Annotated in this window: 20 protein-coding genes; 10 read left to right on the top strand and 10 right to left on the bottom strand. The window is 28.4% G+C overall.

What is annotated here, in order from left to right:
• Positions 1-2: 2 nt before the first annotated feature.
• Entirely contained in the window at positions 3-512 is a 510-nt protein-coding gene (locus tag MPF13_RS06295; protein WP_249981491.1) for a hypothetical protein, read from the top strand.
• Here the strand turns inward: MPF13_RS06295 and MPF13_RS06290 are convergent.
• Together MPF13_RS06290 and MPF13_RS06285 are read right to left on the bottom strand one after the other, a co-directional pair.
• Positions 509-1,528, bottom strand: a complete 1,020-nt coding sequence (locus MPF13_RS06290) for a threonine aldolase family protein (protein ID WP_249981490.1) — start codon at positions 1,526-1,528, stop codon at positions 509-511. The two genes, MPF13_RS06295 and MPF13_RS06290, sit on opposite strands and share 4 nt — an antisense overlap.
• Positions 1,529-1,542: 14 nt before the next feature.
• Positions 1,543-3,954, bottom strand: a complete 2,412-nt coding sequence (locus MPF13_RS06285) for a zinc-dependent metalloprotease (RefSeq protein WP_249981488.1) — start codon at positions 3,952-3,954, stop codon at positions 1,543-1,545.
• 86 nt (positions 3,955-4,040) lie between these two features.
• Between MPF13_RS06285 and prfB the strand changes: the two genes are divergently transcribed.
• The 3 genes from prfB to MPF13_RS06270 all read left to right on the top strand — a co-directional run bounded on the left by prfB (position 4,041) and on the right by MPF13_RS06270 (position 8,144).
• A complete protein-coding gene (gene prfB / locus MPF13_RS06280) occupies positions 4,041-5,132 on the top strand; it encodes a peptide chain release factor 2 (RefSeq protein WP_249981487.1) in 1,092 nt (363 codons plus the stop codon).
• Between the two features lie 111 nt (positions 5,133-5,243).
• Positions 5,244-5,585: an arsenate reductase (glutaredoxin) gene (arsC, locus tag MPF13_RS06275; protein ID WP_249981486.1), complete on the top strand. Its 342-nt coding sequence runs from the start codon at positions 5,244-5,246 to the stop codon at positions 5,583-5,585.
• A 96-nt stretch (positions 5,586-5,681) separates the two neighbouring features.
• Complete coding sequence (locus MPF13_RS06270; protein ID WP_249981485.1) at positions 5,682-8,144, top strand: TonB-dependent receptor; 2,463 nt, start codon at positions 5,682-5,684, stop codon at positions 8,142-8,144.
• A 162-nt stretch (positions 8,145-8,306) separates the two neighbouring features.
• Here the strand turns inward: MPF13_RS06270 and MPF13_RS06265 are convergent, their stop codons facing one another.
• Positions 8,307-8,480 carry a hypothetical protein gene (locus MPF13_RS06265; RefSeq protein WP_036821348.1) on the bottom strand — a complete coding sequence of 58 codons (174 nt, stop codon included), beginning with the start codon at positions 8,478-8,480 and terminating at the stop codon, positions 8,307-8,309.
• A 161-nt stretch (positions 8,481-8,641) separates the two neighbouring features.
• Between MPF13_RS06265 and fumC the strand changes: the two genes are divergently transcribed.
• Together fumC and MPF13_RS06255 are read left to right on the top strand one after the other, a co-directional pair.
• Positions 8,642-10,039, top strand: a complete 1,398-nt coding sequence (gene fumC, locus MPF13_RS06260; protein WP_249981484.1) for a class II fumarate hydratase — start codon at positions 8,642-8,644, stop codon at positions 10,037-10,039.
• 90 nt (positions 10,040-10,129) lie between these two features.
• A complete protein-coding gene (locus MPF13_RS06255; RefSeq protein WP_249981608.1) occupies positions 10,130-10,603 on the top strand; it encodes a nucleoside deaminase in 474 nt (157 codons plus the stop codon).
• 162 nt (positions 10,604-10,765) lie between these two features.
• Here the strand turns inward: MPF13_RS06255 and MPF13_RS06250 are convergent, their stop codons facing one another.
• Both MPF13_RS06250 and MPF13_RS06245 read right to left on the bottom strand, forming a co-directional pair.
• Positions 10,766-13,243: a polysaccharide biosynthesis tyrosine autokinase gene (locus MPF13_RS06250; protein WP_249981483.1), complete on the bottom strand. Its 2,478-nt coding sequence runs from the start codon at positions 13,241-13,243 to the stop codon at positions 10,766-10,768.
• A gap of 5 nt (positions 13,244-13,248) precedes the next feature.
• Positions 13,249-14,043 (bottom strand): polysaccharide biosynthesis/export family protein, encoded by a 795-nt coding sequence (locus tag MPF13_RS06245; protein WP_249981482.1) that lies wholly within the window; start codon positions 14,041-14,043, stop codon positions 13,249-13,251.
• 85 nt (positions 14,044-14,128) lie between these two features.
• On the opposite strand from MPF13_RS06245, the gene MPF13_RS06240 reads away from it, so the two are divergent.
• The 4 genes from MPF13_RS06240 to secA all read left to right on the top strand — a co-directional run bounded on the left by MPF13_RS06240 (position 14,129) and on the right by secA (position 19,410).
• The gene (locus tag MPF13_RS06240; protein ID WP_249981481.1) at positions 14,129-14,905 is read left to right on the top strand and encodes an O-methyltransferase; all 777 of its coding nucleotides are present in this window, start codon (positions 14,129-14,131) and stop codon (positions 14,903-14,905) included.
• A gap of 50 nt (positions 14,906-14,955) precedes the next feature.
• On the top strand, positions 14,956-15,528 hold the full coding sequence (locus MPF13_RS06235) for a cob(I)yrinic acid a,c-diamide adenosyltransferase (protein ID WP_249981479.1): 573 nt from the start codon (positions 14,956-14,958) through the stop codon (positions 15,526-15,528).
• Between the two features lie 170 nt (positions 15,529-15,698).
• Positions 15,699-15,920: a DUF2795 domain-containing protein gene (locus tag MPF13_RS06230; protein WP_015479930.1), complete on the top strand. Its 222-nt coding sequence runs from the start codon at positions 15,699-15,701 to the stop codon at positions 15,918-15,920.
• A gap of 148 nt (positions 15,921-16,068) precedes the next feature.
• Positions 16,069-19,410 carry a preprotein translocase subunit SecA gene (gene secA, locus MPF13_RS06225; RefSeq protein WP_249981477.1) on the top strand — a complete coding sequence of 1,114 codons (3,342 nt, stop codon included), beginning with the start codon at positions 16,069-16,071 and terminating at the stop codon, positions 19,408-19,410.
• A 127-nt stretch (positions 19,411-19,537) separates the two neighbouring features.
• Here secA and MPF13_RS06220 read toward each other — a convergent pair whose 3' ends face one another.
• From MPF13_RS06220 to hisS, 5 genes are all read right to left on the bottom strand, one after another.
• A complete protein-coding gene (locus MPF13_RS06220) occupies positions 19,538-19,816 on the bottom strand; it encodes an STAS domain-containing protein (protein WP_249981475.1) in 279 nt (92 codons plus the stop codon).
• 186 nt (positions 19,817-20,002) lie between these two features.
• On the bottom strand, positions 20,003-20,173 hold the full coding sequence (locus MPF13_RS06215; RefSeq protein ID WP_249981473.1) for a hypothetical protein: 171 nt from the start codon (positions 20,171-20,173) through the stop codon (positions 20,003-20,005).
• A gap of 26 nt (positions 20,174-20,199) precedes the next feature.
• A complete protein-coding gene (locus MPF13_RS06210) occupies positions 20,200-23,262 on the bottom strand; it encodes a DUF8693 domain-containing protein (protein WP_249981471.1) in 3,063 nt (1,020 codons plus the stop codon).
• 228 nt (positions 23,263-23,490) lie between these two features.
• A complete protein-coding gene (gene folE / locus MPF13_RS06205) occupies positions 23,491-24,180 on the bottom strand; it encodes a GTP cyclohydrolase I FolE (RefSeq protein WP_502924168.1) in 690 nt (229 codons plus the stop codon).
• A gap of 76 nt (positions 24,181-24,256) precedes the next feature.
• Entirely contained in the window at positions 24,257-25,621 is a 1,365-nt protein-coding gene (gene hisS, locus MPF13_RS06200) for a histidine--tRNA ligase (RefSeq protein ID WP_249981468.1), read from the bottom strand.
• Positions 25,622-25,638 lie beyond the last annotated feature (17 nt).

Genomic DNA, 25,638 nt, shown 5'->3' with positions numbered 1-25,638 from the left:
TCATGAAAAAATATATTCTTCTATTATTTTTAAGTTTTTCATTAACTATAGTTTCTCAACAAAAAAAGATTTCAAACGAAGAAAAATCAGATTTTTGGGAACATGTAAGATATGGAGGTGGTTTTAGCATGAGTTTTGGTTCACAAACTACCATTGGTATTGCTCCAAGTGCTATTTATGATTTTGATAATGGCTTTTCTTTAGGTGCAGGTGTTAATTATATTTATAATGAAATAGGTTCTGTTACTACAAATGTTTATGGAGGTAGTATTATTTCTTTATACCAAATACCTAAAATAGGGATTCAACTTTCAGGTGAATTCGAGCAATCTTTTGCAAAACAAAAAAATAGTTTTGGAAATACAAACTCAACTAATTTTCCTGCTTTATATTTAGGAGCTGCATATAACAAAGGTAGATTTGCTTTTGGTTTTAGATACGATGTACTTTATGATGAAAATAAAAGTGTTTATGCATCTGCTTTTTCACCAATTGTAAGATTCTATTTTTAAAAGTTTTTCAATTCTTTTAATAACACTTCATGCATTTCATTTGTATAATCTAAATGTGTAACAATTCTTATTTTACCTTCTCCCATAGGTGTTAGTAAAATATTTTTTTCTTCCATTTTTTTTATAAAATTAGAATCACCTATTTTCTCATCAACATAAAAAATTACAATGTTTGTTTCTATAGGTTCAATTTTAGTTACATAAGGTAGCGATTCTAAAACAGCACCAATTTCTTTAGCTTTTAAATGATCTTCTGCTAATCTTTCTACATGTTTATCTAAAGCATAAATTCCTGCTGAAGCTAAATATCCAACTTGCCTCATTGCTCCTCCAAATAATTTTCTAATCCTTAAAGCCTTTGCAATATGCTCTTTAGATCCTAATAAAATAGATCCTATTGGAGCTCCCAAACCTTTAGATAAACAGATAGAAATAGTATCAAACAAAGATCCATATTGTTTTGGAGATTCATTTTTTGCTACTAAAGCATTAAATAAACGAGCTCCATCTAAATGAAATGCTAAGTTATTTTCTTTCGCAATTTTTTGTAGTTTTTCTAATTCTGAAAAATCCCAACAAGCTCCACCTCCTTTATTTGTAGTATTTTCTATACAAACTAAACTAGTAAAAGGTACATGAATATCATTTCTACCAGCAATAGCTTCTTCTAACTGTTCTGTAGTAAACATACCTCTATTACCATCAATTAATTTACAGGTTACACCTGCATTAAAAGCAGCTCCTCCTCCTTCATAATTATAAACGTGAGCAAATTTGTCACAAATTAATTTATCTCCTGGTTGTGTATGCAATTTAATAGCAGTTTGATTTGCCATGGTTCCTGAAGGAAAAAATAAAGCATCTTCCATACCAAACATTTTTGCTGCTTTTTCTTGCAGTTCTGTTGTTGTAGGGTCCATTTTAAAAACATCATCTCCTACTTTTGCATTCATCATTGCATCCAACATTCCTTTTGTTGGTTTTGTTACTGTATCTGAGATTAAGTCAATTATCATGTTTATTTCTTTTTTTAATGAGATCCTATTGGAGAACCATCAGGAATCTGAGGTGCTTTAGATTTTTTAAATGATGATGGTTTTTTAATAAAATCATCAATCATTTTCACCATTGCAATATCATATATTTTTTGAATCCCTGTCGATTTTTTATTTTTTAAAATCGATTTTATTTCTTCTAGTTTATAAAAAACAATTGCATTTACTTGTTTATACTGATTTTTATAAGCTCCTAAATAAAATAATTGTTCTAAAACCTTAGTATTTATTACATTTTGTAATTCTTGATAATAAGCATCCTTATGTATTTTTTTGATAGATTTTACAACTAACTCGTCAATCAATTCAACCAAACCAAGTTGCCTTTTATTTAAACTTTTATGTGAGATTAATCTTGAAGCTCTTTGAGGATTTAATAATAAATTCAACGTCAATTCACTTGAAGTTTCTACTGCTCCAAAAGGATCAAACTCAACACCTAAATCACTTTTAAAAGACTCTCTACTCCTTCCATAACCAATTGCTCTTGGTGGAAATAAGTTTAATTTATCTTTAGGAATTGCAATTTCATTTACAGCAATAGTTTGTAAAACTGCTTGTAAAGCAATTCTTTCTATAGAACCATCTACTCGTTTTACAACTGTTTGGTTTCCTCCTTTTACTGCATAATTATACTCTAAACCACCAATTAATTTAACTGTTGCTTCTGTTTGAAATCTATGTAAAAAATACAAAGGAACAAATACATCTTCTAAAACAGAATAAGGTTGACCTGTTTTAATATTATCTAAAGAAAAATTTGTAATTGCAGTTTTTCTGATTTTTAAAATATTATACAATTCATCATAAATATTAGCTCCATTATCCCATAAATGCGCAGAAATACTTGCACTTCCTTGAGACCTTGCATCAGCATCTGATAAATATTTTAATCCATTTGCAAAGGCGTTATCTAAAATTTTATTCAATTCAATTTCTTCATCCTTTAAAAAATCTTGATAAAAATAAGCGACAGTTACCTTATCCCAAACTCCAATTTTGGTATCATATGCATTAGAAAAATCAATTTTATTATTCTTTAAACTAAATTTTGGATGAGGATAATCCATTACTGAAGCTCTACCATTTGTGCTTGCAGCAAAATTATGTGCAAACCCTAATGTATGACCAATTTCGTGAGCAGATAATTGTCTGATTCTTGCAATTGCCATTTGAAGTGCAAATTCATCATTAACAGTGTTATTCTTATATGGAGCTTGTAATGCTTGTGCAATTAAAAAATCTTGACGAATTCTTAAACTTCCTAAACTAACATGCCCTTTAATTATTTCTCCTGTTCTTGGGTCAGAAATACTTCCTCCATAACTCCAACCTCTTGTAGAACGATGCACCCACTGCACCATATTGTAACGAATATCTAAAGGATCTGCTCCTTCTGGCAACATTTTCATTTGAAAAGCATCTTTGTAACCTATGGCTTCAAAAGCTTGGTTCCACCAACGTCCACCTTCTAATAATGCAGAACGAACTGGTTCTGGTGTTCCTCTATCTAAATAATAGATTATTGGTTCTTTTGCTTCAGAAACTTTTGCTTTTGGATTTTTCTTTTCTAAACGATGTCTATAAATAAAACGCTTTTTAATTGGTTGGTTTACTGGTGTTGCATAATCTAAATAAGACATTGGGTAACCTCCAGAACGTGGATCGAATTTTCTTGGTTTATAATTATTATCTGGTAACTCTACAAAAGAATGATGCTGATGAACAGTTACCAAACTTCCATCAGGAGTTACACTCCTAATATTATAACCTTTAGGTGAACCTTTAAATGTTAAAAGCACATCAAACTCTACGTTTTTGGGAAATGCTTTGGTTCTTTCAATATTAAAAGCAGATTTACTTTTATCTAAATTATAACTACCTTGTTTGTTTCTGGCTAAAGACCTAGAAACTCCATGTGCATCTCTTATAAAAAATGAAGTAGCATCTATTAAATAACTTCCTTTTTTGGTTTCTTTAATAACAAAACCATGCAAAACAGATTTTGCAAAAGCCTCTTTTACAGATTGTTTTTCTTCTTTGTTATTGGTAATTGCTCTAAAATTTTGATTTGGCTGAATTAATAATAACTTATTACCAGCTTTTTTAAAATACACTACCACTCCACCTCCTAATTGCCCTCTATCTAAACCAATATCATTAGAACCAATTCCTTCTGATAAAGAGCGTACATATAGAAATTCTTTGTTTACATCATCTATTTGTAAAAATATTTTGTCTTTTGTTGCATCATAGTAAAAAGTAAAATAGCCTTCGTATTTTGTAATTCCTTTATGCAATTTTTTTCCAGATTTTTCTAAAAAGAATTGTGAAAATCCATCAAATGAAACAGCTATTAAAAACAGAATTAGTAGTAATTTTTTCATGATTGTTATATTTTGTATAAATCTATGAAATAAGCATAGGTTTTAAAACACAAAATATTAAAAATTCGGTTATTTTTGTTCAACTTATGATTACACAAGACCAACTTAAAGATATTGCTAAGAGAATTGAAAAATTAAAATCTTATTTAGAAATAGATAAAAAATTAATTGAGATAGCTAATGAAGAAGAAAAAACTGCAAATCCAGATTTTTGGAACAATCCTAAAGAAGCAGAAGTAGTCTTAAAAGAATTACGTTTTAAAAAGAAATGGGTAGAAGACTATAATAAAACTATTACTTTAAATGAAGATGTAAACGTACTCTACGAATTTTATAAAGAAGGTGAAGTTGATGAAGCAGAGGTTGTTGAACAGTTTGAAATTACAAGTACTTTTTTAGAAGATTTAGAATTTAGAAATATGCTTTCTGAAGAAGGAGATTCTTTGTCTGCAACCATACAAATTACTGCAGGTGCTGGAGGTACAGAAAGTTGTGATTGGGTAGAAATGCTTTCTAGAATGTACACAATGTGGGCAGAAAAACAAGGTTTTAAACTTAAAACTCTTAATTATCAAGCAGGAGATGTTGTTGGAATTAAAACAATTACAATAGAAATTGATGGCGATTATGCTTTTGGATGGTTAAAAGGAGAAAATGGTGTGCATAGATTGGTGCGTATTTCACCTTTCGATTCTAATGCTAAACGTCATACAACTTTTGGTTCTGTTTATGTTTTTCCTGTAGCAGACGATTCTATTGAAATAGATGTAAATCCTGCAGATATTGAAATTGTAACTGCTAGATCTAGTGGTGCTGGTGGACAAAATGTAAATAAAGTAGAAACAAAAGTTCAGTTAACTCATAAGCCTACAGGAATACAAATTTCTTGTTCTAATTCTCGTTCTCAACATGATAATAGAGCTACAGCAATGAAAATGTTAAAATCTCAATTGTATGAAATTGAGTTACAAAAACAACAAGCTGCAAGAGATGATATTGAAGCAAGTAAATTAAAAAATGAATGGGGAAGTCAAATTAGAAATTATGTGATGCATCCTTATAAATTGGTAAAAGATGTTAGAACTGCCCATGAAACAGGTAATGTAGATGCTGTTATGAATGGAGATCTTAACCCTTTTTTAAAATCTTATTTAATGTTGAATGGTCAAAAAAAATAAATTAGTTTGCAAATAAGTTTAGCCCTGATTGAAATGGCATCCTTTTTTAATTTTTCTTTAAAAAAGATATAATGAAAAGCAGGAAATAGCTACAAATAAATAATATTAAAAATGATAAAAATATACCACAATCCACGTTGTTCTAAATCTAGACAAGGAGTTGCAATTTTAGAAGCATCTAAAAAAGAATTCGAAATTGTTAAATATTTAGAAGAAGTTCCAACAGAAAAAGAGCTTTTAGAAATTATTAAAATGTTAGGCATCTCTCCTATTCAATTGGTTAGAAAAACAGAAAAAATTTGGAAAGAAGAGTTTAAAGGAAAAGAATTATCTGATTCAGAAATTGTTAAAATTATGATTGAGAATCCTAAATTAATTGAAAGACCAATTGTAATTAACAACAAAAAAGCTGTTATAGGAAGACCTCCAGAAAATATAGCAACTATTATTTAAAAAAAAATCTTTTTTTCTTTAACTTTTATTTAACTAATCCTTCTTAAACTTAACAAGAAATTTGCAGTCTTAATTGAATAACCATTCAAAGACAGCATGAAGAAAATTACACTATTATTATTTTGTTTTTTAACATCAACTTTTTTACTAGCTCAAAAACCTGGTAATAAACCAGGAATTACTATTTCTGGAAAGGTAGTAGATGCTAAAACCAATCAACCTTTAGAATATGCAACAATTGTTCTAAAAAACACCAAAACCCAAAAAATATCTGGAGGTATTACCAATGAAAAAGGTACATTTAGTTTACAAATTCAAAAAGGTAATTATGAAATTAGTGTAGAATTTATTTCTTTTAAAACTATAAAACTTCCTACTCAAAGTATTACATCAAATAAAAATTTAGGAACTATAAAACTAGAAGAAGATGCTAGTAGTTTAGATGAAGTTGTAGTTATTGCAGAAAAATCTACAGTAGATATTAGATTAGATAAAAAGATTTACAATGTAGGTAAAGATATGACTGTTAAAGGTGGTACAGCATCTGATGTTTTAGATAATGTACCTTCTGTAGATGTAGATGCTGAAGGAACTGTAAGTTTACGTGGAAGCGAAAATGTACGTATATTAATAGATGGAAAACCATCTGCTTTAGTTGGTTTGTCTGGTACAGACGCTTTAAGACAATTACCTTCTGATGCTATTGAAAGAGTTGAAGTAATTACTTCTCCATCTGCAAGATATGATTCTGAAGGAACTGCAGGTATTTTAAACATTATTTTAAGAAAAGGAAAAGCATCTGGTTTTAATGGTTCTGTTAATGTAACAGTTGGTGATCCTAAAAACTATCAAGGAGCTGTAAACTTAAACTTAAGAACCAAAAAAGTAAACATTTTCTCTAATTTTGGATATAGTGACAGAGGTGGCCCAGGAGTTTGGAACTCTGATGTTACTTATTTATCTAATGGTATAATTGATAGTACTAGAATTGAAAATAGAGATAATGATAGATTTAGAAAAGGTTTTAACGGAAGTTTTGGGTTAGAATATTTTTTAAATAAAAAAAGTTCTATTACTGGTACTGTTTTTTTAAGAGATACTAATGGTAATAACATTTCTACAAATAATATAAGTTCTTATAATCCTTCTAATGTTAACTTATACAATTCTACTCGTATTCAAGATGAAGGAGAAGTTGATAAAACGTTTCAGTTTTCTTTAAATTACACCAATAATTTTAATAAAGACGGACATAAATTAACTTTAGATTTTCAACACAGTTCTAGTAAAGAAAACGAAGATGCAGATATTATAGATATAAATCCTGAAACAAATTCTACAGATGAACATTCTTTAAGAAATTTATTTCAAGCAGATTACATATTACCTATTGGAAAAAACTCTCAGTTTGAAGCTGGTTATCGTGGTAATTTCGAAGATTTAACTTCAGATTATTTAGTAATTGCAGCAAATTTAGACCCAAGATACAACCCATCTAACAACCTAGAATTTACTCAAAATGTAAATGCATTTTACACTCAATTTGGAAGTAAAATTAACAAGTTTTCATACCTTTTAGGTTTAAGAACAGAAATTACTGATATAGATATTAAGCTATTAAATACAAATGAAGATTACACAAAAAAATATACAAACCTATTTCCAACAGTAAATTTTGGCTACGAACTAACAGAAGATCAAAGCTTTACATTAGGATACAGTAAAAGATTAAGAAGACCACGTTCTAGATATCTAAATCCTTTTGAAAATAGAACTAGTGAAACTATAATATCTAAAGGAAACGTAGATTTAGACCCTACTTATACAAATTCATTCGATTTAGGGTATTTAAATAAATGGGGCAAATTCACATTAAACTCTTCAATTTACTACCAACATTCAACAAATAATATTGCAAGAGTTAATAGTCAAGAAGTAAGATTAGTTAATGGAAAAGAAACTAACATTTTAGTAAGACAACCCATTAATTTATCATCAGAAGACAGATCTGGATTTGAATTTACTGCAAATTATAATGTAAGCAGAAAAGTTCGTTTTTCTGGAAGCTTTAATTTTTATCAGTTTGAAACACAAGGAGAGTACACTTATAATGTAACAGATCCAACAACAAATGTAGTAACTCCAATTACTCAAAATTTTGACACTAAAAACAATTCTTGGTTTACACGTTTCGATGCTAAAATTACACTTCCTTGGGATATTCAATCTCAAACTAGAATATTTTATAGAGGTCCAAAAAGCGATGCTCAAAGTGATGTAAAAGGAATTTTATCTGCAAATTTAGCATTCAGTAAAGATATTTTAAAAGACAAAGCAACACTTGTTTTAAATGTAAGTGATGTATTTAATTCTAGAAAATATCAAGTTTTAAGCTATGCTCCAAGTAGAGAAAACCCTACAAATATTACAGATCAAACATTTCAAAGAAGAATACGTCAAGTATCTTTAAACTTTTCATATAGATTTAACCAAAAGAAAAATCAAAGAAAGAGAAATACAGGTCCTAGAGAAGATACAGGTGGAGATGGAGATTTTTAAACCTTAAATAATTTGGGCGTTTAAACGGGCTTTTCAATACAATCTTTTGTTCATTCTTCACAAAAGGATTTCCATTACAATCCCTAACGCATCCAATCAAACTCACAAAAAAACTCGTTCAATACTATTGAACGAGTTTTTTATAAAAATATATTTTTAAAACTACTTACCTTCAGCAGCTTTTCTTGCTTCTTTTTTTAATTTCATATTTTCCCAAATAGTTCCACCAATCCAATAAGGAACTACAAATGTTAATAAGAATATTAACAACCAAAATCCAGCTGTAAAAATAAACATAAATAAAACTAATCCTGAAAATTCTGAAAAATCTAACATTTGTATATATTGAAAAATTATATTGCAAAAATAATACTTATTTTGAAAAATAAAGCATCAAAAAAATATTTTTTTTAGTAAACTAAAAATGATATATATCAACTTTATGTAAACATAGTTTTTTGTAAATTTGTTTCTTCAAAAATTTACACAATTATATCATGAAATACAGAATTGAAAAAGACACAATGGGGCAAGTAAATGTACCTGCAGATAAGTATTGGGGTGCTCAAACAGAACGCTCTAGAAACAACTTTAAAATTGGTGCATCTGGGTCTATGCCTTTAGAAATAGTTTATGGTTTTGCATATCTAAAAAAAGCAGCTGCTTATACAAATGCAGAATTAGGTGTTTTAACAACAGAAAAAAGAGATTTAATTGCACAAGTTTGTGATGAAATTTTAGAAGGAAAGTTAGATGATCAATTTCCATTAGTAATTTGGCAAACAGGTTCTGGAACTCAATCTAACATGAATGTAAATGAAGTTATAGCTAACAGAGCTCATGAAATTGCAGGAAAAGTAATTGGTGAAGGAGAAAAAACTATACAACCAAATGATGATGTAAATAAATCTCAATCATCTAATGATACATTCCCTACAGGTATGCATATTGCTGCTTATAAAAAAATTGTAGAAAATACAATTCCTGGAATTACACAGTTAAGAGATACTTTAAAAGCAAAATCAGAAGCTTTTAATGATGTTGTAAAAATTGGTAGAACCCATTTAATGGATGCTACTCCACTTACATTAGGTCAAGAATTTTCTGGATATGTTGCACAATTAAACTTTGGTTTAAAAGCTTTAAATAACACTTTAGAGCATTTATCTCAATTAGCTTTAGGTGGTACAGCTGTTGGTACAGGGTTAAACACTCCTGCAGGTTATGATGTTTTAGTTGCTAAATATATTGCAGATTTTACTGAAATGCCTTTTGTAACTGCAGAAAACAAATTTGAAGCCTTAGCAGCTCATGATGCTTTAGTAGAAACTCATGGAGCTTTAAAACAAATTGCAGTTTCTTTAAATAAAATTGCAAATGACATTCGTTTAATGGCTTCAGGACCAAGATCTGGAATTGGAGAAATAATTATTCCTGCAAACGAACCTGGTTCTTCTATTATGCCTGGTAAAGTAAACCCAACTCAATGTGAAGCTATGACAATGGTTTGTGCACAAGTTATGGGTAATGATGTTGCTGTTACTGTTGGTGGTGCTCAAGGCCATTATGAATTAAACGTTTTTAAACCAGTTATGGCTGCTAACGTTTTACAATCTGCTCAATTAATTGGAGATGCTTGTAAATCTTTTGATGAAAATTGTGCTGTTGGAATAGAACCAAATCAAGTAAGAATTACAGAATTGGTAAACAATTCGTTAATGCTTGTTACCGCTTTAAATACTAAAATTGGATATTATAAAGCTGCAGAAATAGCTAATACTGCTCACCAAAATGGAACAACTTTAAAAGAAGAAGCTGTACGTTTAGGATATGTTACTCCAGAACAATATGATGAATGGGTAAAACCAGAAGAAATGACTGGTAGTTTAAAATAAAATTAATAACTTTATATAACTTTTAAAAGCTGCATAATTTATGCAGCTTTTTTTGGCTAAAGTAAATAATCATAAAACTAGAAAATGAATATGAATAAACACGAAAAGTTTATGAGTGAAGCTGTAAAAGCAGCTCTAAGAGGAATGAATAATAATGAAGGTGGACCTTTTGGTTGTATAGTTGTTAAAAATGGAGAAATAATTGGAAGAGGAAATAACAAAGTAACTTCTACAAACGACCCTACAGCTCATGCAGAAGTAACTGCAATTAGAGATGCATGCAAAAATATTGGTTCTTTTCAATTAGATGGTTGTATTATTTATACCTCTTGTGAGCCTTGTCCTATGTGTTTAGGAGCAATTTATTGGGCAAGACCAGATAAAGTATATTATGGTAGCAACCAACAAGATGCTGCAAATATTGGGTTTGATGATGAATTTATTTACAAAGAAATCCCTTTGCCTTATGATAAAAGAAGTATCCCTTTTGAACAAATTGGCAGGCAAATTGCTTTAGAGCCATTTAATAATTGGTCTAAAAAAGAAGATAAAACTGAGTATTAAAGCTAAGTAATAACCTTAAATACATCTTTATTTATTAAAATAATAATGATTTTAACTTTAATAAAGTACTTTTAAACAACATCAAAAGTTATATTTTAAGTCGAAAAAATTTAATTTAAACAAATTAAAAAAGCATCAAATTAATGATGCTTTTTTTTTGTTCTATTTTGAAGTAAAAAATCTTTTTATTTTAGATAAAATACCACTATCCTCTTCATTTTCATGATAACCATATCCATATTTTCCATAACCATAGCCATAACCATAGCCATATCCATAACCATAGCCATATCCATAACCGTATTTATTAGTTATTGAAAAATCATTTAAAACGTAGCTAATATTAGTTACTTCTTTATTTTTATATTTATCATCAATCATTTTCATCATTCCACGTTCAGAATAATTTTGACGAATTACATATATAATAGCATCTCCATATTTAAACAACTCTAATGCATCAGAAACTAAACCAACAGGAGGTGTGTCTATAATAACATAATCATATCTTTCTTTAAGACTTTTAATCATATTATCTGCAGTCTCATTTAAAAGAAGTTCAGATGGATTAGGTGGAATTGGTCCTGATAAAATTAAATCTAAGTTTGGTATTTTAGTTGGTAAGATTATTTCATCTAGTGTTTTTTGATTAATTAAGTGATTTACAACACCAACATCATTTGTTAAATCAAAATCATCATAAATTTTAGGTTTTCTTAAATCCAAACCAATAAGTACCGTTTTTTTACCACTTAAAGCAAAAACTGTAGCCATATTAATGGAAACCATCGTTTTTCCTTCACCACTAACAGATGAAGTTAAAATTAAAGTTTTAGATTCTTTCTCATTATGAGCATTTTTAAACAAAAATTGAATATTGGATCTTAAAGCTCTAAAAGACTCTGATACTGATGATTTAGGTCTATCAAAAACTGCTAAATTATTTTTACCTTGATTTCTACCTACAACTCCAAGTACTGGTATTGCATAATTATTTTGAATTTCTTCTGCAGTGTGAATTTTATTATCTAAAATTTCTCTTACAATTATATAGAATAATGGAAAAACAATTCCCATCATTAACCCAACTAAATAATTAAACTGTGGTTTAGGATAATTTGGTCCTTCTCCTAAATCTTTAGCTTCGTCAATTATTTTTACATCTGAAACATTAGCTGCTATTGCAGTACCTGCTTCATAACTTTTTTGTTTTAAATAATTATAATTAGCTTCTGAAATTTCAAAATTTCTTTGAAATTTCATTAAACCTTGTTCTCTAGAAGGAAACTTTTTTAATTTAGAATTTGCTACAGAGAGCCTTTTTTTAATTTTACTAATCTTATCGTTATTAATAATTTTTAAATTGGCTATGTTTTCAAATAAATTATTTTTTGCTATTATTATTTCATTATTAAGCCTTTTTAACTCAGGATAACTCTCTGTTACCCTATCTTTTAAAGCTTCTCTTAAAGTTGACTTTTGAATAAGTATACCTATTTCTTCAGCAATCTTAGGATCTTGAATATTAATTAAAGCAGGAACAGGAATTCCTTCTGAATACTGGTTATGCGTTAAAATATAAGTTCTTAATTTATTTAAATAATCATTAAACTCCAATAATTCTTTTTTCCCTTTTTCTAATTCTAAAATTTCTTGATAGACTTGAGTTCCTTCTATTGATAAATCATAAATATTATTTTCTTCTTTATAAACTCCTAATTCTTTTTCAATTCTATTTAAACTATCTTGTTCTTTAACAAATAATTCATCAATATAACTTTTTGTCTTTTTAGCATATAAAATTTTCTGTTCTTTTTTATCTTCTTCTAAAACTTGTACAGTAGCATTTAAATATTTTACTATTCTATTCTTATTAGGACCACTCATTGACAAGCTTAAAAGAGAAGCTGCATCTGTTAATGTTCTAACACTTACTCCTCTGTATGCTCCAACAGTCCCATCAAAACTTGCAAACCTTATAAAATAAATTTCTCCAATATTAAATTTTCCAATTTTTTCTAAAGAAAAATTTAAAAATGGCGTTTCAATGAAATCGTTAGCTTTATATTCTTTTGAGAAATTCATGTCATTAGAAGAATAATGACTAATAGAATTATTAGAATAAGTAATCAGTTGATTTGACCCTAAACTATTAAAGTCAAAAGATAACCTCACTTTATCTTCATCTATAATTTCTAATTTTATAAGTTTATTATATAATTGAGGTTTATCAGTTTTTAGGTTTATAGAAAAAGGAGTATGGCCATAAACATCTTCCATTCTATACCTACCTTCTTTTAGGTAATTAATATAAAAATTTAATTTTTTAACTACCTTTTCATTATGTGATCTAGACCCAATTATTACTTTTATTGTTTCAATTTCATCACTAGCTCCACCCCAATTAAAAGCAATATTTGTTCCTGTAGAAAATAGAGGGTTATTTTCTTCTTTTACAGAAATTACAGTACTTAAACTAAATCTTTTTTGTTTGTAGCCATTCATGAATTTTGCAATAATTAATGCAATTACAATGGTTACAAAAAAAAGTTTCCAATAAGACAAGACCTTAAAAACATAGCTTTTTAAATCTATATTGCTTTGAATTTCTGAAGTATTAAAATTTATTTTATTATTCATAAATATTATAAATTTCTAGCTAAGACAAAAGTTGAAGTTAATAATGTAAAAACTGATATAATTGTAGTAAAAGTTTGTAAACCTGTTGTACCTGTACCCCAAGCTTTTTGCTTTAAAGGAATAATATTAATAATATCATTAGATTTTATATAAAAAACTTCAGACTGAAAGGCATCAATATTTGTTAAATCGATTAAAAATTTTTCGGTTCCAGTTATAGAATTCCTTATAACTTCTACTTTTTTTCTATTCCCAACTAAAGTAATATCCCCAGAATTAGCAATAGCATCTATTATAGAAACTTTGTTTTGAAAAATAACTTTAGGCCCTGGATTATTTATTTCGCCAATAATAGTATACTTAATTCCTGAGAGCTTAACAGATACAAAAATATCGTCTTTGCTCTTTATAAATTTTTTTAATTCGTTTTCTATTTTTTTTCTTACTTCTAAAGTAGAATATCCCAAAACATTAATTTCACCTAAAGTAGGCATTCGAATATTTCCATAACTATCTATACTGTAATCTGAAAAATATCCTCCTCCTGAACCAAAATTTTGACCTGTATTAGAACTTGAACCTCCATTTGATTCTTTTTTAAAAATGGCAACTAAATCTTCATCATTAGATTTTATATCGATATTTAACATGTCATCAACTTGTAACTTGTAAGGGATATTATTAATTCTTTTAATATCCTTTTTTACAATGGGATCACCTTGTAAATAAATTAAATCTTTATTAGGAACACAAGAAAATAGAAAAGTTAAAGTTAAGAGTAATAAAAAGTGTTTTTTCATTTTAATTTAATCAACAATTAATACAAATATACTTTTAAAAAGTGATTTGCTATAATTTTATTTTACTTTCGTTTTTTTATTTATAATGATTTATATACTAATAGAATATTTTAAATTTATACTCAAATCGTCCAATCAACATGGAGTTCACTCTCCTTTTGTTTATAATTTACTAACTAAATGTTTTTATCAAAAAAATGATACTGTTTTTTGGAATAAATTTAAAAACATAAAACAACAATTGTTAGACAACAATGACTATATAAAAGTCACCGATTTTGGATCAGGCTCAAAAGTTTTTAAAACTAATAATCGTAAAATTGCTAAAATTGCTAAAGTTGCTGGTCTATCTAATAAAAAAGCAAAACTTTTAATAAAACTTAATAATTATTTTAAACCTAAAAACATTTTAGAAATTGGAACTTCATTAGGTTTAGGAACTTCAGCAATGAAAATTGGAAATCAAAATTCATCTATATTAACATTAGAAGGTTGTAAAAATACTAGTAATGTTGCACAAAACTTATTTAAAAAAAACAACCTAACATCTATAGAAATTAAAACTGGAGATTTTAAAGAAACATTACCAAAAGCAATAAATAATAAAATATACGATTTTATCTATTTTGATGGAAATCACACAAAAAAAGATACCCTAAATTATTTTAACTCTTGTTTAAATACAATACATAATGATAGTTTTTGGATTTTTGATGATATTTATTGGAGTAATGAAATGAAAGAAGCTTGGAATGAAATTAAAAACCACCCAAAAGTAAAAGTAACTGTAGATGTTTTTCATTGGGGAATTGTATTTTTTAGAAAAGAACAAGAAAAAGAACACTTTAAAATTAGAGTTTAATAAAATATATTTACTAGTAACTTTACTACTTAAAAACACAAAAATTATAAATGAAAATATATACAAAAACTGGAGATGATGGTACTACAGCACTTTATGGAGGTACAAGAGTAAAAAAGTATAATTTACGTATAGAAAGTTATGGTACTGTTGATGAATTAAACTCATATATAGGTTTAATTAAGGATCAAAAAATAGATAAAAACATTAAAAATACGCTATTAAAAATTCAAAATGAATTATTTACTTTAGGATCAATGCTAGCTACTCCAATTGAAAAAGAGATTCTTAAAAACGGAAAAGAAAGATTAAACATTCCAAAAATTAATAATGACCCAATTTTATTTTTAGAAAATGAAATTGATAAAATGGATGCAGAATTACCTCAAATGACCCATTTTATACTTCCAGGAGGACATCAAACTGTGTCATTTTGTCACATAGCAAGATGTATTTGTAGACGTGCAGAAAGACTTTCTGTTGAATTAAATGACCTAGAAACAATAAATATTGACATTATAAAATACTTAAACAGACTTTCTGACTTCCTTTTTACGTTGGCACGAAAATTGTCGAAAGACTTATCAGTAGAGGAAATCAAATGGATTCCTGAAAAAAAATAACAAGTTCTTTATTTTTCGATTTGAATAAATAATTAAATTTCACAAACCACATAAACAACTGATTTATAAGTGATAATAAAATTTAATATTTAGTTCATAGTAAATTTCTTAAAAAAGACTTGCATAATTGCGTAAAAAAATTATTTTTGCACAAAATTAAACGATAAGAAATGTATTGGACATTAGAATTAGCATCTTATTTAGCAGATGCACCTTGGCCAGCAACCAAAGATGAGTTAATAGATTATGCTATTAGAACTGGAGCTCCTTTAGAAGTAGTTGAAAATCTACAAGACATAGAAGATGAAGGTGATGCATATGACTCAATTATTGAGATTTGGCCTGATTATCCGACAGAAGATGATTATCTTTGGAATGAGGATGAATACTAAAACTAAATAAAAAACATAAAGTCTCTAAAGAGGCTTTTTTTTTGTTTTTTTTTAATCGGAAAAATGTTTTTTTTTCAGGTTAGAATAACTTGACTCCTAATTGAAATAACACAGTTACATAAGTAGCTGAAAAACATACATATATAAAATGAATATTTTAAATTCAGTAATTAAACTTTTTGTTGGTGATAAACAACAGAAAGATTTAAAAGGATTACAACCCGTAGTTGAAGATGTAAAAAAATTCGAAATTGCTTTTTCTAAACTATCTCATGATGAGTTAAGAGCAAAAACAATAGAATTTAAGAACAGAATTAAAGAGGCTACTAAAGAGTTTAATGATAAAATTATTGCTCTAGAAGAAGAAGCTAAATCTGCAGAAATTGATCGTCAAGAAGATATTTATACAGAAATTGACACTTTAAATGATGAAGCATATAAAGTTTCTGAAGAAACTTTAAAACAAATTATGCCAGAAGCTTTTGCAGTTGTTAAAGAAACTGCAAAACGTTTTGTAGAAAATGAAGAAATTGAAGTTACTGCTACTCCATATGACAGAGAATTATCTGCAAATAGAGACAATGTAACTTTAGAAGATGATAAAGCTTTTTGGGCAAATTCTTGGGATGCAGCAGGTAAACCAGTTACTTGGGATATGATTCATTATGATGTACAGTTAATTGGTGGTTCTGTTTTACATCAAGGTAAAGTTGCAGAAATGATGACTGGAGAAGGAAAAACATTAGTTTCTACTCTACCAGTTTATTTAAATGCATTAACAGGTAAAGGGGTTCACCTTGTAACTGTAAATGACTATTTAGCAAAACGTGATAAAGCGTGGATGGCTCCAATTTTTGAGTTCCATGGTTTTACTACAGATTGTATAGATTATCATCAACCAAATTCTGATGAAAGAAGAAAAGCATACAATGCTGATATTACTTACGGAACAAATAACGAATTTGGATTCGATTATTTACGTGATAATATGGCTAACTCTAAAGATGATTTAGTACAAAGAGCTCCAAATTACGCTATTATTGATGAAGTAGATTCTGTTTTAATTGATGATGCTAGAACACCTTTAATTATATCTGGTGCTGTTCCTCAAGGAGATAGACATGAGTTTAATGAATTAAAACCTTTAGTTGCAGATTTAGTAACTCTTCAAAAAAATCATTTAGTTAGTGTTTTAGCTGAAGCTAAAAAATTAATTAAAGAAGGTAATGATAAAGATGGAGGATTCTTATTATTAAGAGTGTACAGAGGTTTACCAAAAAACAAAGCATTAATTAAGTTTTTATCGCAAGAAGGTGTTAAGCAAATCTTGCAAAAAACTGAAAATTATTACATGCAAGATAACAACAAACTAATGCCAGAAGTAGATGAAGACTTATGGTTTGTTGTTGAAGAAAAAAATAATCAAATTGATTTAACTGATAAAGGAATTGCAGATTTATCTAAGAAAACTGATAATGAAAGTTTCTTTGTTTTACCAGATATAGGTGTAAAAATTGGAGAAATTGATGCTTCTGATACTACTTCTGAAGAAAAAGCTTCTCAAAAAGAAGAACTTTATAAAGATTTTAGTGTAAAGAGCGAACGTATTCATACAATGAATCAACTTTTAAAAGCTTATACTGTTTTTGAAAAAGATGTTGAGTATGTTGTTATGGATAATAAAGTAATGATTGTAGACGAACAAACTGGACGTATTATGGACGGTCGTCGTTATTCTGATGGATTACACCAAGCAATTGAAGCAAAAGAAAACGTAAAAATTGAAGACGCTACTCAAACTTTTGCTACAGTAACACTTCAAAATTACTTTAGAATGTATCGTAAACTGTCTGGAATGACAGGTACTGCAATTACAGAAGCTGGAGAATTATGGGAAATTTACAAATTAGATGTTGTAGAAATTCCTACTAATAGACCAATTCAAAGAGATGATAAAGAAGATTTAATTTACAAAACTGCTCGTGAAAAATACAATGCAGTTATTGAAGATATTGTAAAATTGGTAGAACAAAAAAGACCAGTTTTAGTGGGTACAACTTCTGTAGAAATATCTGAATTGTTAGGTAGAATGTTACAAATGCGTAAAATTCCTCATAACATTTTAAATGCAAAATTACACAAACGTGAAGCTGATGTTGTAGCTGAAGCAGGTAAACCTGGAGTTGTAACTATTGCAACAAATATGGCTGGTCGTGGAACAGATATTAAATTATCTGATGCTGTTAAAGATGCAGGTGGTTTAGCTATTATTGGTACAGAACGTCATGATTCTAGACGTGTAGATAGACAATTAAGAGGTCGTGCAGGAAGACAAGGTGATGTTGGTTCTTCTCAATTTTATGTTGCTTTAGATGATAATTTAATGCGTCTTTTTGGTTCTGATAGAATTGCTAAAATGATGGATAGAATGGGATTAAAAGAAGGCGAAGTAATTCAACATTCTATGATTACCAAATCTATTGAAAGAGCGCAAAAGAAAGTTGAAGAAAATAACTTTGGTATTCGTAAACGTTTGTTAGAATACGATGATATTATGAATTCTCAACGTGAGTTTGTTTACAAAAGAAGACGTCATGCATTAGATGGAAAACGTTTACAAGTAGATATTGCAAACATGATTTATGATACTTGTGAATCTATTATTAATGCAAATAAACTTGCAAAAGATTTTCAAAATTTTGAATTTGAATTAATTCGTTTTTCTTCAATGACTTCTCCTTTTTCTGAAGAAGAATTCAATAAACAAACAGAAAAAGAATTAACAGATAAATTATACGATATTGTAACAGAACATTACAAAAACAAAATTGAAAGAAATGCTATTTTAGCTTTTCCAGTAATTAAAGATGTTTTTGAAAATGAAGGAGATCGCTATGAACGAATTGTTGTTCCTTTTACAGATGGAATAAAATCTTTACAAGTTGTTACCAATTTAAAAGATGCCTATGAAAGTGAAGGAAAATCTTTAATTACAGATTTTGAGAAAAATATCACTTTAGCCATTATTGATGAAAATTGGAAAGATCATTTACGTAAAATGGATGATTTAAAACAATCTGTTCAAAATGCTTCTTACGAGCAAAAAGATCCTTTGTTAATTTACAAGTTTGAAGCTTTTGAATTGTTTAAACAAACAGTTGATAACATTAACAAAGAGGTATTATCTTTCTTATTTAAAGGAGAATTGCCTAACCAAGATTCAAATCAAATATCTGAAGCTCGTCAACAAAAAAGAGAACAATTAAGTACTAGTAAAGCAGATGTTCAAAATACAACTGAACAGGCTATATCTAATTCTAGACAGCAATCTCAAGAACCTGTTGAAACAATTGTTAGAGAACAACCAAAAATTGGTAGAAACGAAAGAGTTACAATTAAAAATGTAATGAGTGGAGAAGAAAAGGTTGTTAAATTTAAACAAGCAATTCCTTTAATTGAAAAAGGAGAATGGGTATTAATTAATAATTAAACTCATTTTTAATAAAACATAAAAACCGTTTAGAAATTCTAAACGGTTTTTTTATTTTATATATTTTAATATTAAATGAATAAAATTTTACAATTAATAGGTTGATTTTTAATTATCTTAATAGTTATTAAGCTACATTAAAATAATTAAAGTGATCATATATATCTCTGGCTCCTCTTCCTATTATAGAAAACTTTTTATTGTACTTAAGTGCAAAATTTCTTAAGTTTTTTATAGCTTCTATTCCAAATTTATCTATTTCATTTAAATTATCAATATTGATTATAATATTGTTTTGGTTGCCAATATTATATTCAAACCTATCAATAAAAGATTCTGTAGTTTGAGAATTAAGTTCTCCTGTTAAATAAAACTTATTAGATTCTTGTGTTATTTGTAAAGACATAGCATAAAATTTTAGGGTTAATATTAACTAAATATTAAAAATAAAATTCAAAAAAATCGTTAATAGTCGTCGAAAAACCAATAAGTTAAGTCGAATGATATACTTCTATAGTTAAAAGAATATTTTACGACATAAAAAACCGTTTAAAATTTCTTTTAAACGGTTTTTATTAAAAATAATATTTAATTAAAATCCTTCTCCAGGGGCTTCAATACTTTGAGCCTGTGCCTTTTGTGGATTTAATATCATATATGTACCTAATGCAGTTAATGCTGCGTATTTACCGTAATTACCAATTTTTTTAATAGCTTCTTTACGAGTAATTTCTTCTTTATTTGATTCTATTTGTTTTTTCATAATGTCTTGTATTTAAATTCTCGTATTTATTCTAAAATAATTTTCTTATTCAATTTACCTGCTTCAGTTTCTAACTGAATTACATAAATACCTTTTGCTGTATTTGGTATAGCAATATCTTTTACTCCAATTGATTCAAATGAAGAATTCATAATTTGTTTACCTAGAATATTAAATATTTTAACATTTGTTTTACCTTGTTGTAACCCTACTATTCTTAAAGTAGATTTATTTGTTTTATAAATACTTACTCCTTCTAAAGATAAATCTTTACCAACACTTAAAACACTACTTGCAGTATGTAAATAAAACCTTCCTATTCCGTCTATAGATTCAGTTAAAGTAATTTTATATTCAGAATTATCTACATTTAGTTGAGTAAATGTGTTAGTTAATCTATCTTCTAAGAAAACATTAATTTCTTTAGGCAAGTTTAATTCATCAACAGTAAATGTTAACTCTTTTCCTGAAGAAGCTCGTAAACCAATTGGAACAATTGTTGATTCCATGTCTGCTAAAGGTAGAGATTGTACTTGATAGTTTTTCCCTTGGTTGTCTTGCACTAATTGAGTAAAAACATCTAAACTATTATTTATTCCTCCAAAAACTTCTCCTTCCCAACCTGCATCAAAACCTTTAGTAACATTATTTTCATAATATAACTTTGCAAAACGATTAGTTACTCCATCATTCATTAACAGTTTAACTTGTGTTCTAGAAGATTTTTTAAAAGTATCTGTATTTGCAGTTTGATTAGATTTAGAAAAATTAACTGTAGTACCTGAATTTGCTTTTACAAAAAACCCTTGTCCAGGAGCCAAAATAAAATTATCTGCTTTAGCTGTCATAGTAATGAAATTACCTCCAGTAACACCTTGTTCCCATACCCAAATTTGAGTTTGGTCTAAATTTGTATTTTCATCCAAAAATGTTTGACTACTTATAAAAGAAGTATAAGGTACTCCTAATAAATTAAAACCATTTCCTGCAGTAGAAACAGTAACACCATTTACATCAGCTGTATTTAGAGTACCAGTAAAAGCAATTGAACCTGTACTAGCTCTTTTTACAGAATAACCAATACCAGAAGTAAATGTTCCTGCATTACTATCGTCATTTAACAAATATGTGTATTTTAATCCTGCAGCATTTGCATCATTATATGTAGCTAAACCTCTTTTTGATCCACTTGTTGCTAAATCATTATCACTAGCATATGTATTATTGTATGCTTGACCAATTACTGGAGAAGCCACCAAGTGCCATCCATTAGCATTACCAGCAACATAATTTAGAGTTCTATTATATGTAACATTACCAGTAACTGTAGAATTAGCAATAAAAGAAGTACCAGATGCCATAGTTATACTATTAGTAGTAACTGCAGAATTAGCAGTAGGATAGTTAGATAAACCTGATGGTATAGTAACATCTGTTGTAGCAGTAGGTACAATAGTGCTCCAGTTAGATGCTTTTGTCCAATCAGTATCAGTATTACCTGTCCATGTACTATTTATATCTGTAACTACAATTTTTACTTCACTTGTATTGCTTGAGTAATCTATTGTATAAATTATATCTGCATTAGAGTTAGTTACAGAAGCAAAAGTTCCACTTACTGGTCCTGATCCATCTACTATTTTAAATGTATCACCAACAGTAGGCGTATAAGATCCCCAATCTAAATGTAATTTTGCATTTGTTATAGTAAGTGTACTAGTAATTCCTGTTCCATTAGCATTTAAGATTTGATCAAATTCTGTTCCTGGAGTTAATCCATTAATTTCAAATGTGGCTGTAGAAGATCCTAAATCAAATACATTTCTGATTTCAAGATCACCTGGACTAGATCCTGGAGCAAAAGTTGCATTAGCAGTGTTTGTGAAAGTTCCAGTTAAATTTACTTCTATATCTTCTGACCCTGAACCGTCAATTCTAATATTACCATCATTATTAAAAGTTCCAGTTGTAACTCTTATACCATCATCAGTATTGTTAACACCCGTTAATGTTCCACCACTTAAGTTATTAAATGTCCCTAAAAGTTCCATTCCATGATCTCCTGAAGTAGTTAAAACAATATCTCCACTATTAGTAAAAACTGTATTAGCTTCCCCATCAATTTGTATTGCTTCATCTCCTGCATTTGTAATGTTTATTGTTCCACCAACATTATTTATAACTGAACCACCTCTGCGTACTCTAATACCATCATTACTTGTGTTTGAAACTGAAATAGTACCTGAATTAGTAAGAGTTGCTCTATTTGATGCATCATCAGTACCATCAACTTGAATAGCATAATCAGGAGAACCAACAATAGTCAAAACCCCAGAAGCACCATTTGAAAACTGTGAAGCTTGAAGTGGTGCAGTAGCTTGATCTGTTATATGCAATGCCATGTCTCCAGTACCATTGGATAAATCAATATTTAAAGTAGCATTATTATTAAAAACAGAGCCGTCGTTTATATACACTCCATCATCACCTGTAGTTAATGTAACAGTAATTGAACCTCCATTATTATTAATAGTACCTGGAGTTCCACTGTTATCATCTATTGCAATTCCATCACGATTTGTATTAGCTTCACCAAATGTTTCTATAGTAATTGTCCCTAAATTAGTAAGTGTACCTTCTTGAACATATAAACCATATTCACCTGTATTTGATATATTTACTATACCAGTAGCTGCATTATCAAATGTACCTTTAACATACAGTCCATCTGCTTCTGCTCCAGTAATATTAGAAATCGCTATTGTACCATTGTTAGTAACTGAAGCTGAACCTTGTATTTCTAAACCATCATCACCACCAGCAAAACCATCAATTGTTAATGTTACTCCTGAATTAATAGTTAAGTTTGAACTACCTCCAGCATAGACCCTTTGAACTGTTGTATTAGCTGATAGAACAACTGTTTTACCATCTAAGTCAACGTCATTACCAGCTCCAGGTAAAACATCACCAACCCAGTTTGTGGCTGTATTCCAATCACTGTCTGTCTCTCCATCAAAAACAATGGTTTGAGCATTTAATTGAAAGCAAGTTGCCATCAAAATAAATAATAGTAAAATTTTTCTCATAATAAATTGATTTGTTAATTGTTAAATAACTGGATTTAATTGGTAAACCAGTTTGGTTGACCAATGTAACAAATAAAATCAATTTATCAAAATATTAACACTTAAATTAGTTAATTATCAATAATTTGAGTAATAAAATAAATTATATACATTAAAAAAATATGTAGATATAAAAAAACCTGTTTAGTATAACTAAACAGGTTTATATATTTAATAATTTTTAAATTATCAATCGAAATCTGTATCCATTTTTAAATAATCTAAAAACTCTCTTTTAGTATCTTTGTTTTTAAATTTACCACCAAATTCAGCAGTTACAGTAGAACTTTCTATGTCTTTAATTCCTCTAGAATTTACACATAAATGTTTAGCATCAATAACACAAGCAACATCTTGTGTCCCTAATGCTTCTTGCATTGCTTGTACAACTTGCATTGTTAAACGCTCTTGCACTTGAGGCCTTTTAGAGAAATATTCTACAATTCTATTCATTTTAGAAAGTCCAATTACTTTTCCATCAGAAATATAAGCAACATGAGCTCTACCAACAATTGGTAATAAATGATGCTCGCAAGTAGAATAAACCACAATATTTTTTTCTACCAACATTTCTCCATAATTATAATTATTGTCAAATGTTGATGCTTTTGGTTTATTTTTAGGATCTAACCCCATAAATATCTCATTTACAAAAGATTTTGCTACTCTTTTAGGAGTTCCTTGTAAACTATCATCTGTTAAATCCATTCCTAAAGTGTTTAAAATATCTTTTACACTTTCTTGGATTCTTGCTATTTTTTCCTCGTCAGAAATATCAAAAGCATCTGCTCTTAATGGAGTTTTGGCAGAAGTACCAACATGGTTCTCACCTATTTCTTCTATTCTTTCGTCATTCATTTTGCTGTTCAATTCAAACATTTCAATCTTAATTTGGGTGCAAATTTACGTGTTTGCAACGTATTAAAATAGTTTTGTTATAAATTCTAACTATAAACTATTTTATTTTATTTATTAGTTCTGATAAAGAACAACTTTCTTGTTCTCCTGAAATCATATTTTTTAAAGTAAAAACTTCATTTTCTACCTTAGAAACTACAAATTCTATTTCTCTATTAGTTACATACTTCCATTGTCGTTTTTGAGCCTTATTACTTTCACCCAAATCAGGATAAAATTCAGATTTTACTCCATTTTCTCTTAAACTTTTAATAGCTTTCATTTTGATTATATCTGTTGATGCATCAAAATTTAAGAAAATAACTTTTGGTTTTGGTAAATCTACAGTTTTAAACAATCCTAATTCTTCTAAAACTAAATAAATTCTATCTAATCCAAAAGAGATACCTACACCAGAAACATCTTTTAATCCAAAAATACCAGTTAAATCATCATATCTTCCACCACCACCAATAGAACCCATTTTTACTTCTTTTGGTGCTGCAACTTCAAAAATGGCTCCTGTATAATAATTTAAACCTCTAGCTAAAGTTACATCTATTTCTAAATTAGCAGATTCTAACCCTAATTCAGTTATTGAATTTATTACAAAACGAAGCTCTTCTACTCCACTTTTACCTTCTTCAGAAGTAGATAACATACTTTCTAATGAAGCTAAATTTTCTAAATTAGAACCGTTAAAACTAAACAATGGTTGTACTTTTTTTATTGCTTCTTCAGTAATTCCTTTAGATAACATTTCTGCCTCTACTTTTTCTTGCCCAATTTTATCTAACTTATCTAAAGCTACAGTAAAATCTATTAATTTATCTTGAGCACCAATAACTTCTGCAATTCCAGAAAGAATTTTTCTGTTATTCATTTTAATAGTTGTGCCTTCTAAACCAAGTTTGGTAAAAACAGCATCGTACAATTGTACAAATTCTACTTCTTGCCAAAGAGACTTACTACCTACAACATCTGCATCACATTGAAAAAACTCTCTAAATCTTCCTTTTTGTGGTCTGTCTGCTCTCCAAACAGGTTGCACTTGGTATCTTTTAAAAGGAAACGTTATATCATTTTGGTGTTGTACAACATACCTTGCAAAAGGCACTGTTAAATCATAACGTAAAGCTTTTTCGGATATTTGAGAAGTGACTTTTACACTTTCTTTTTCTGATAATAATTTTTCATCTGCTTTTTTAAGAAAATCACCAGAGTTTAAAATCTTAAAAATAAGTCTATCTCCTTCTTCTCCATACTTTCCCATTAAAGTTGATGAATTTTCAAAACTTGGTGTTTCAATAGGTTGAAATCCAAATGTTTCAAAAGCAGTTTTAATCGTATTCATAATATACGTTCTATTGGCTACTTCTGTTGGCGAAAAATCTCTTGTTCCTTTTGGGATGCTTGGTTTCATAATATCAGTTATCATTC

Origin of the sequence: Polaribacter sp. Z022 (genome assembly GCF_023555495.1) — a bacterium.
GTDB lineage: Bacteria > Bacteroidota > Bacteroidia > Flavobacteriales > Flavobacteriaceae > Polaribacter.
The sequence above is the reverse complement of the archived record's forward strand: the minus strand, read 5'-3'. Positions and strand labels throughout refer to the sequence as shown.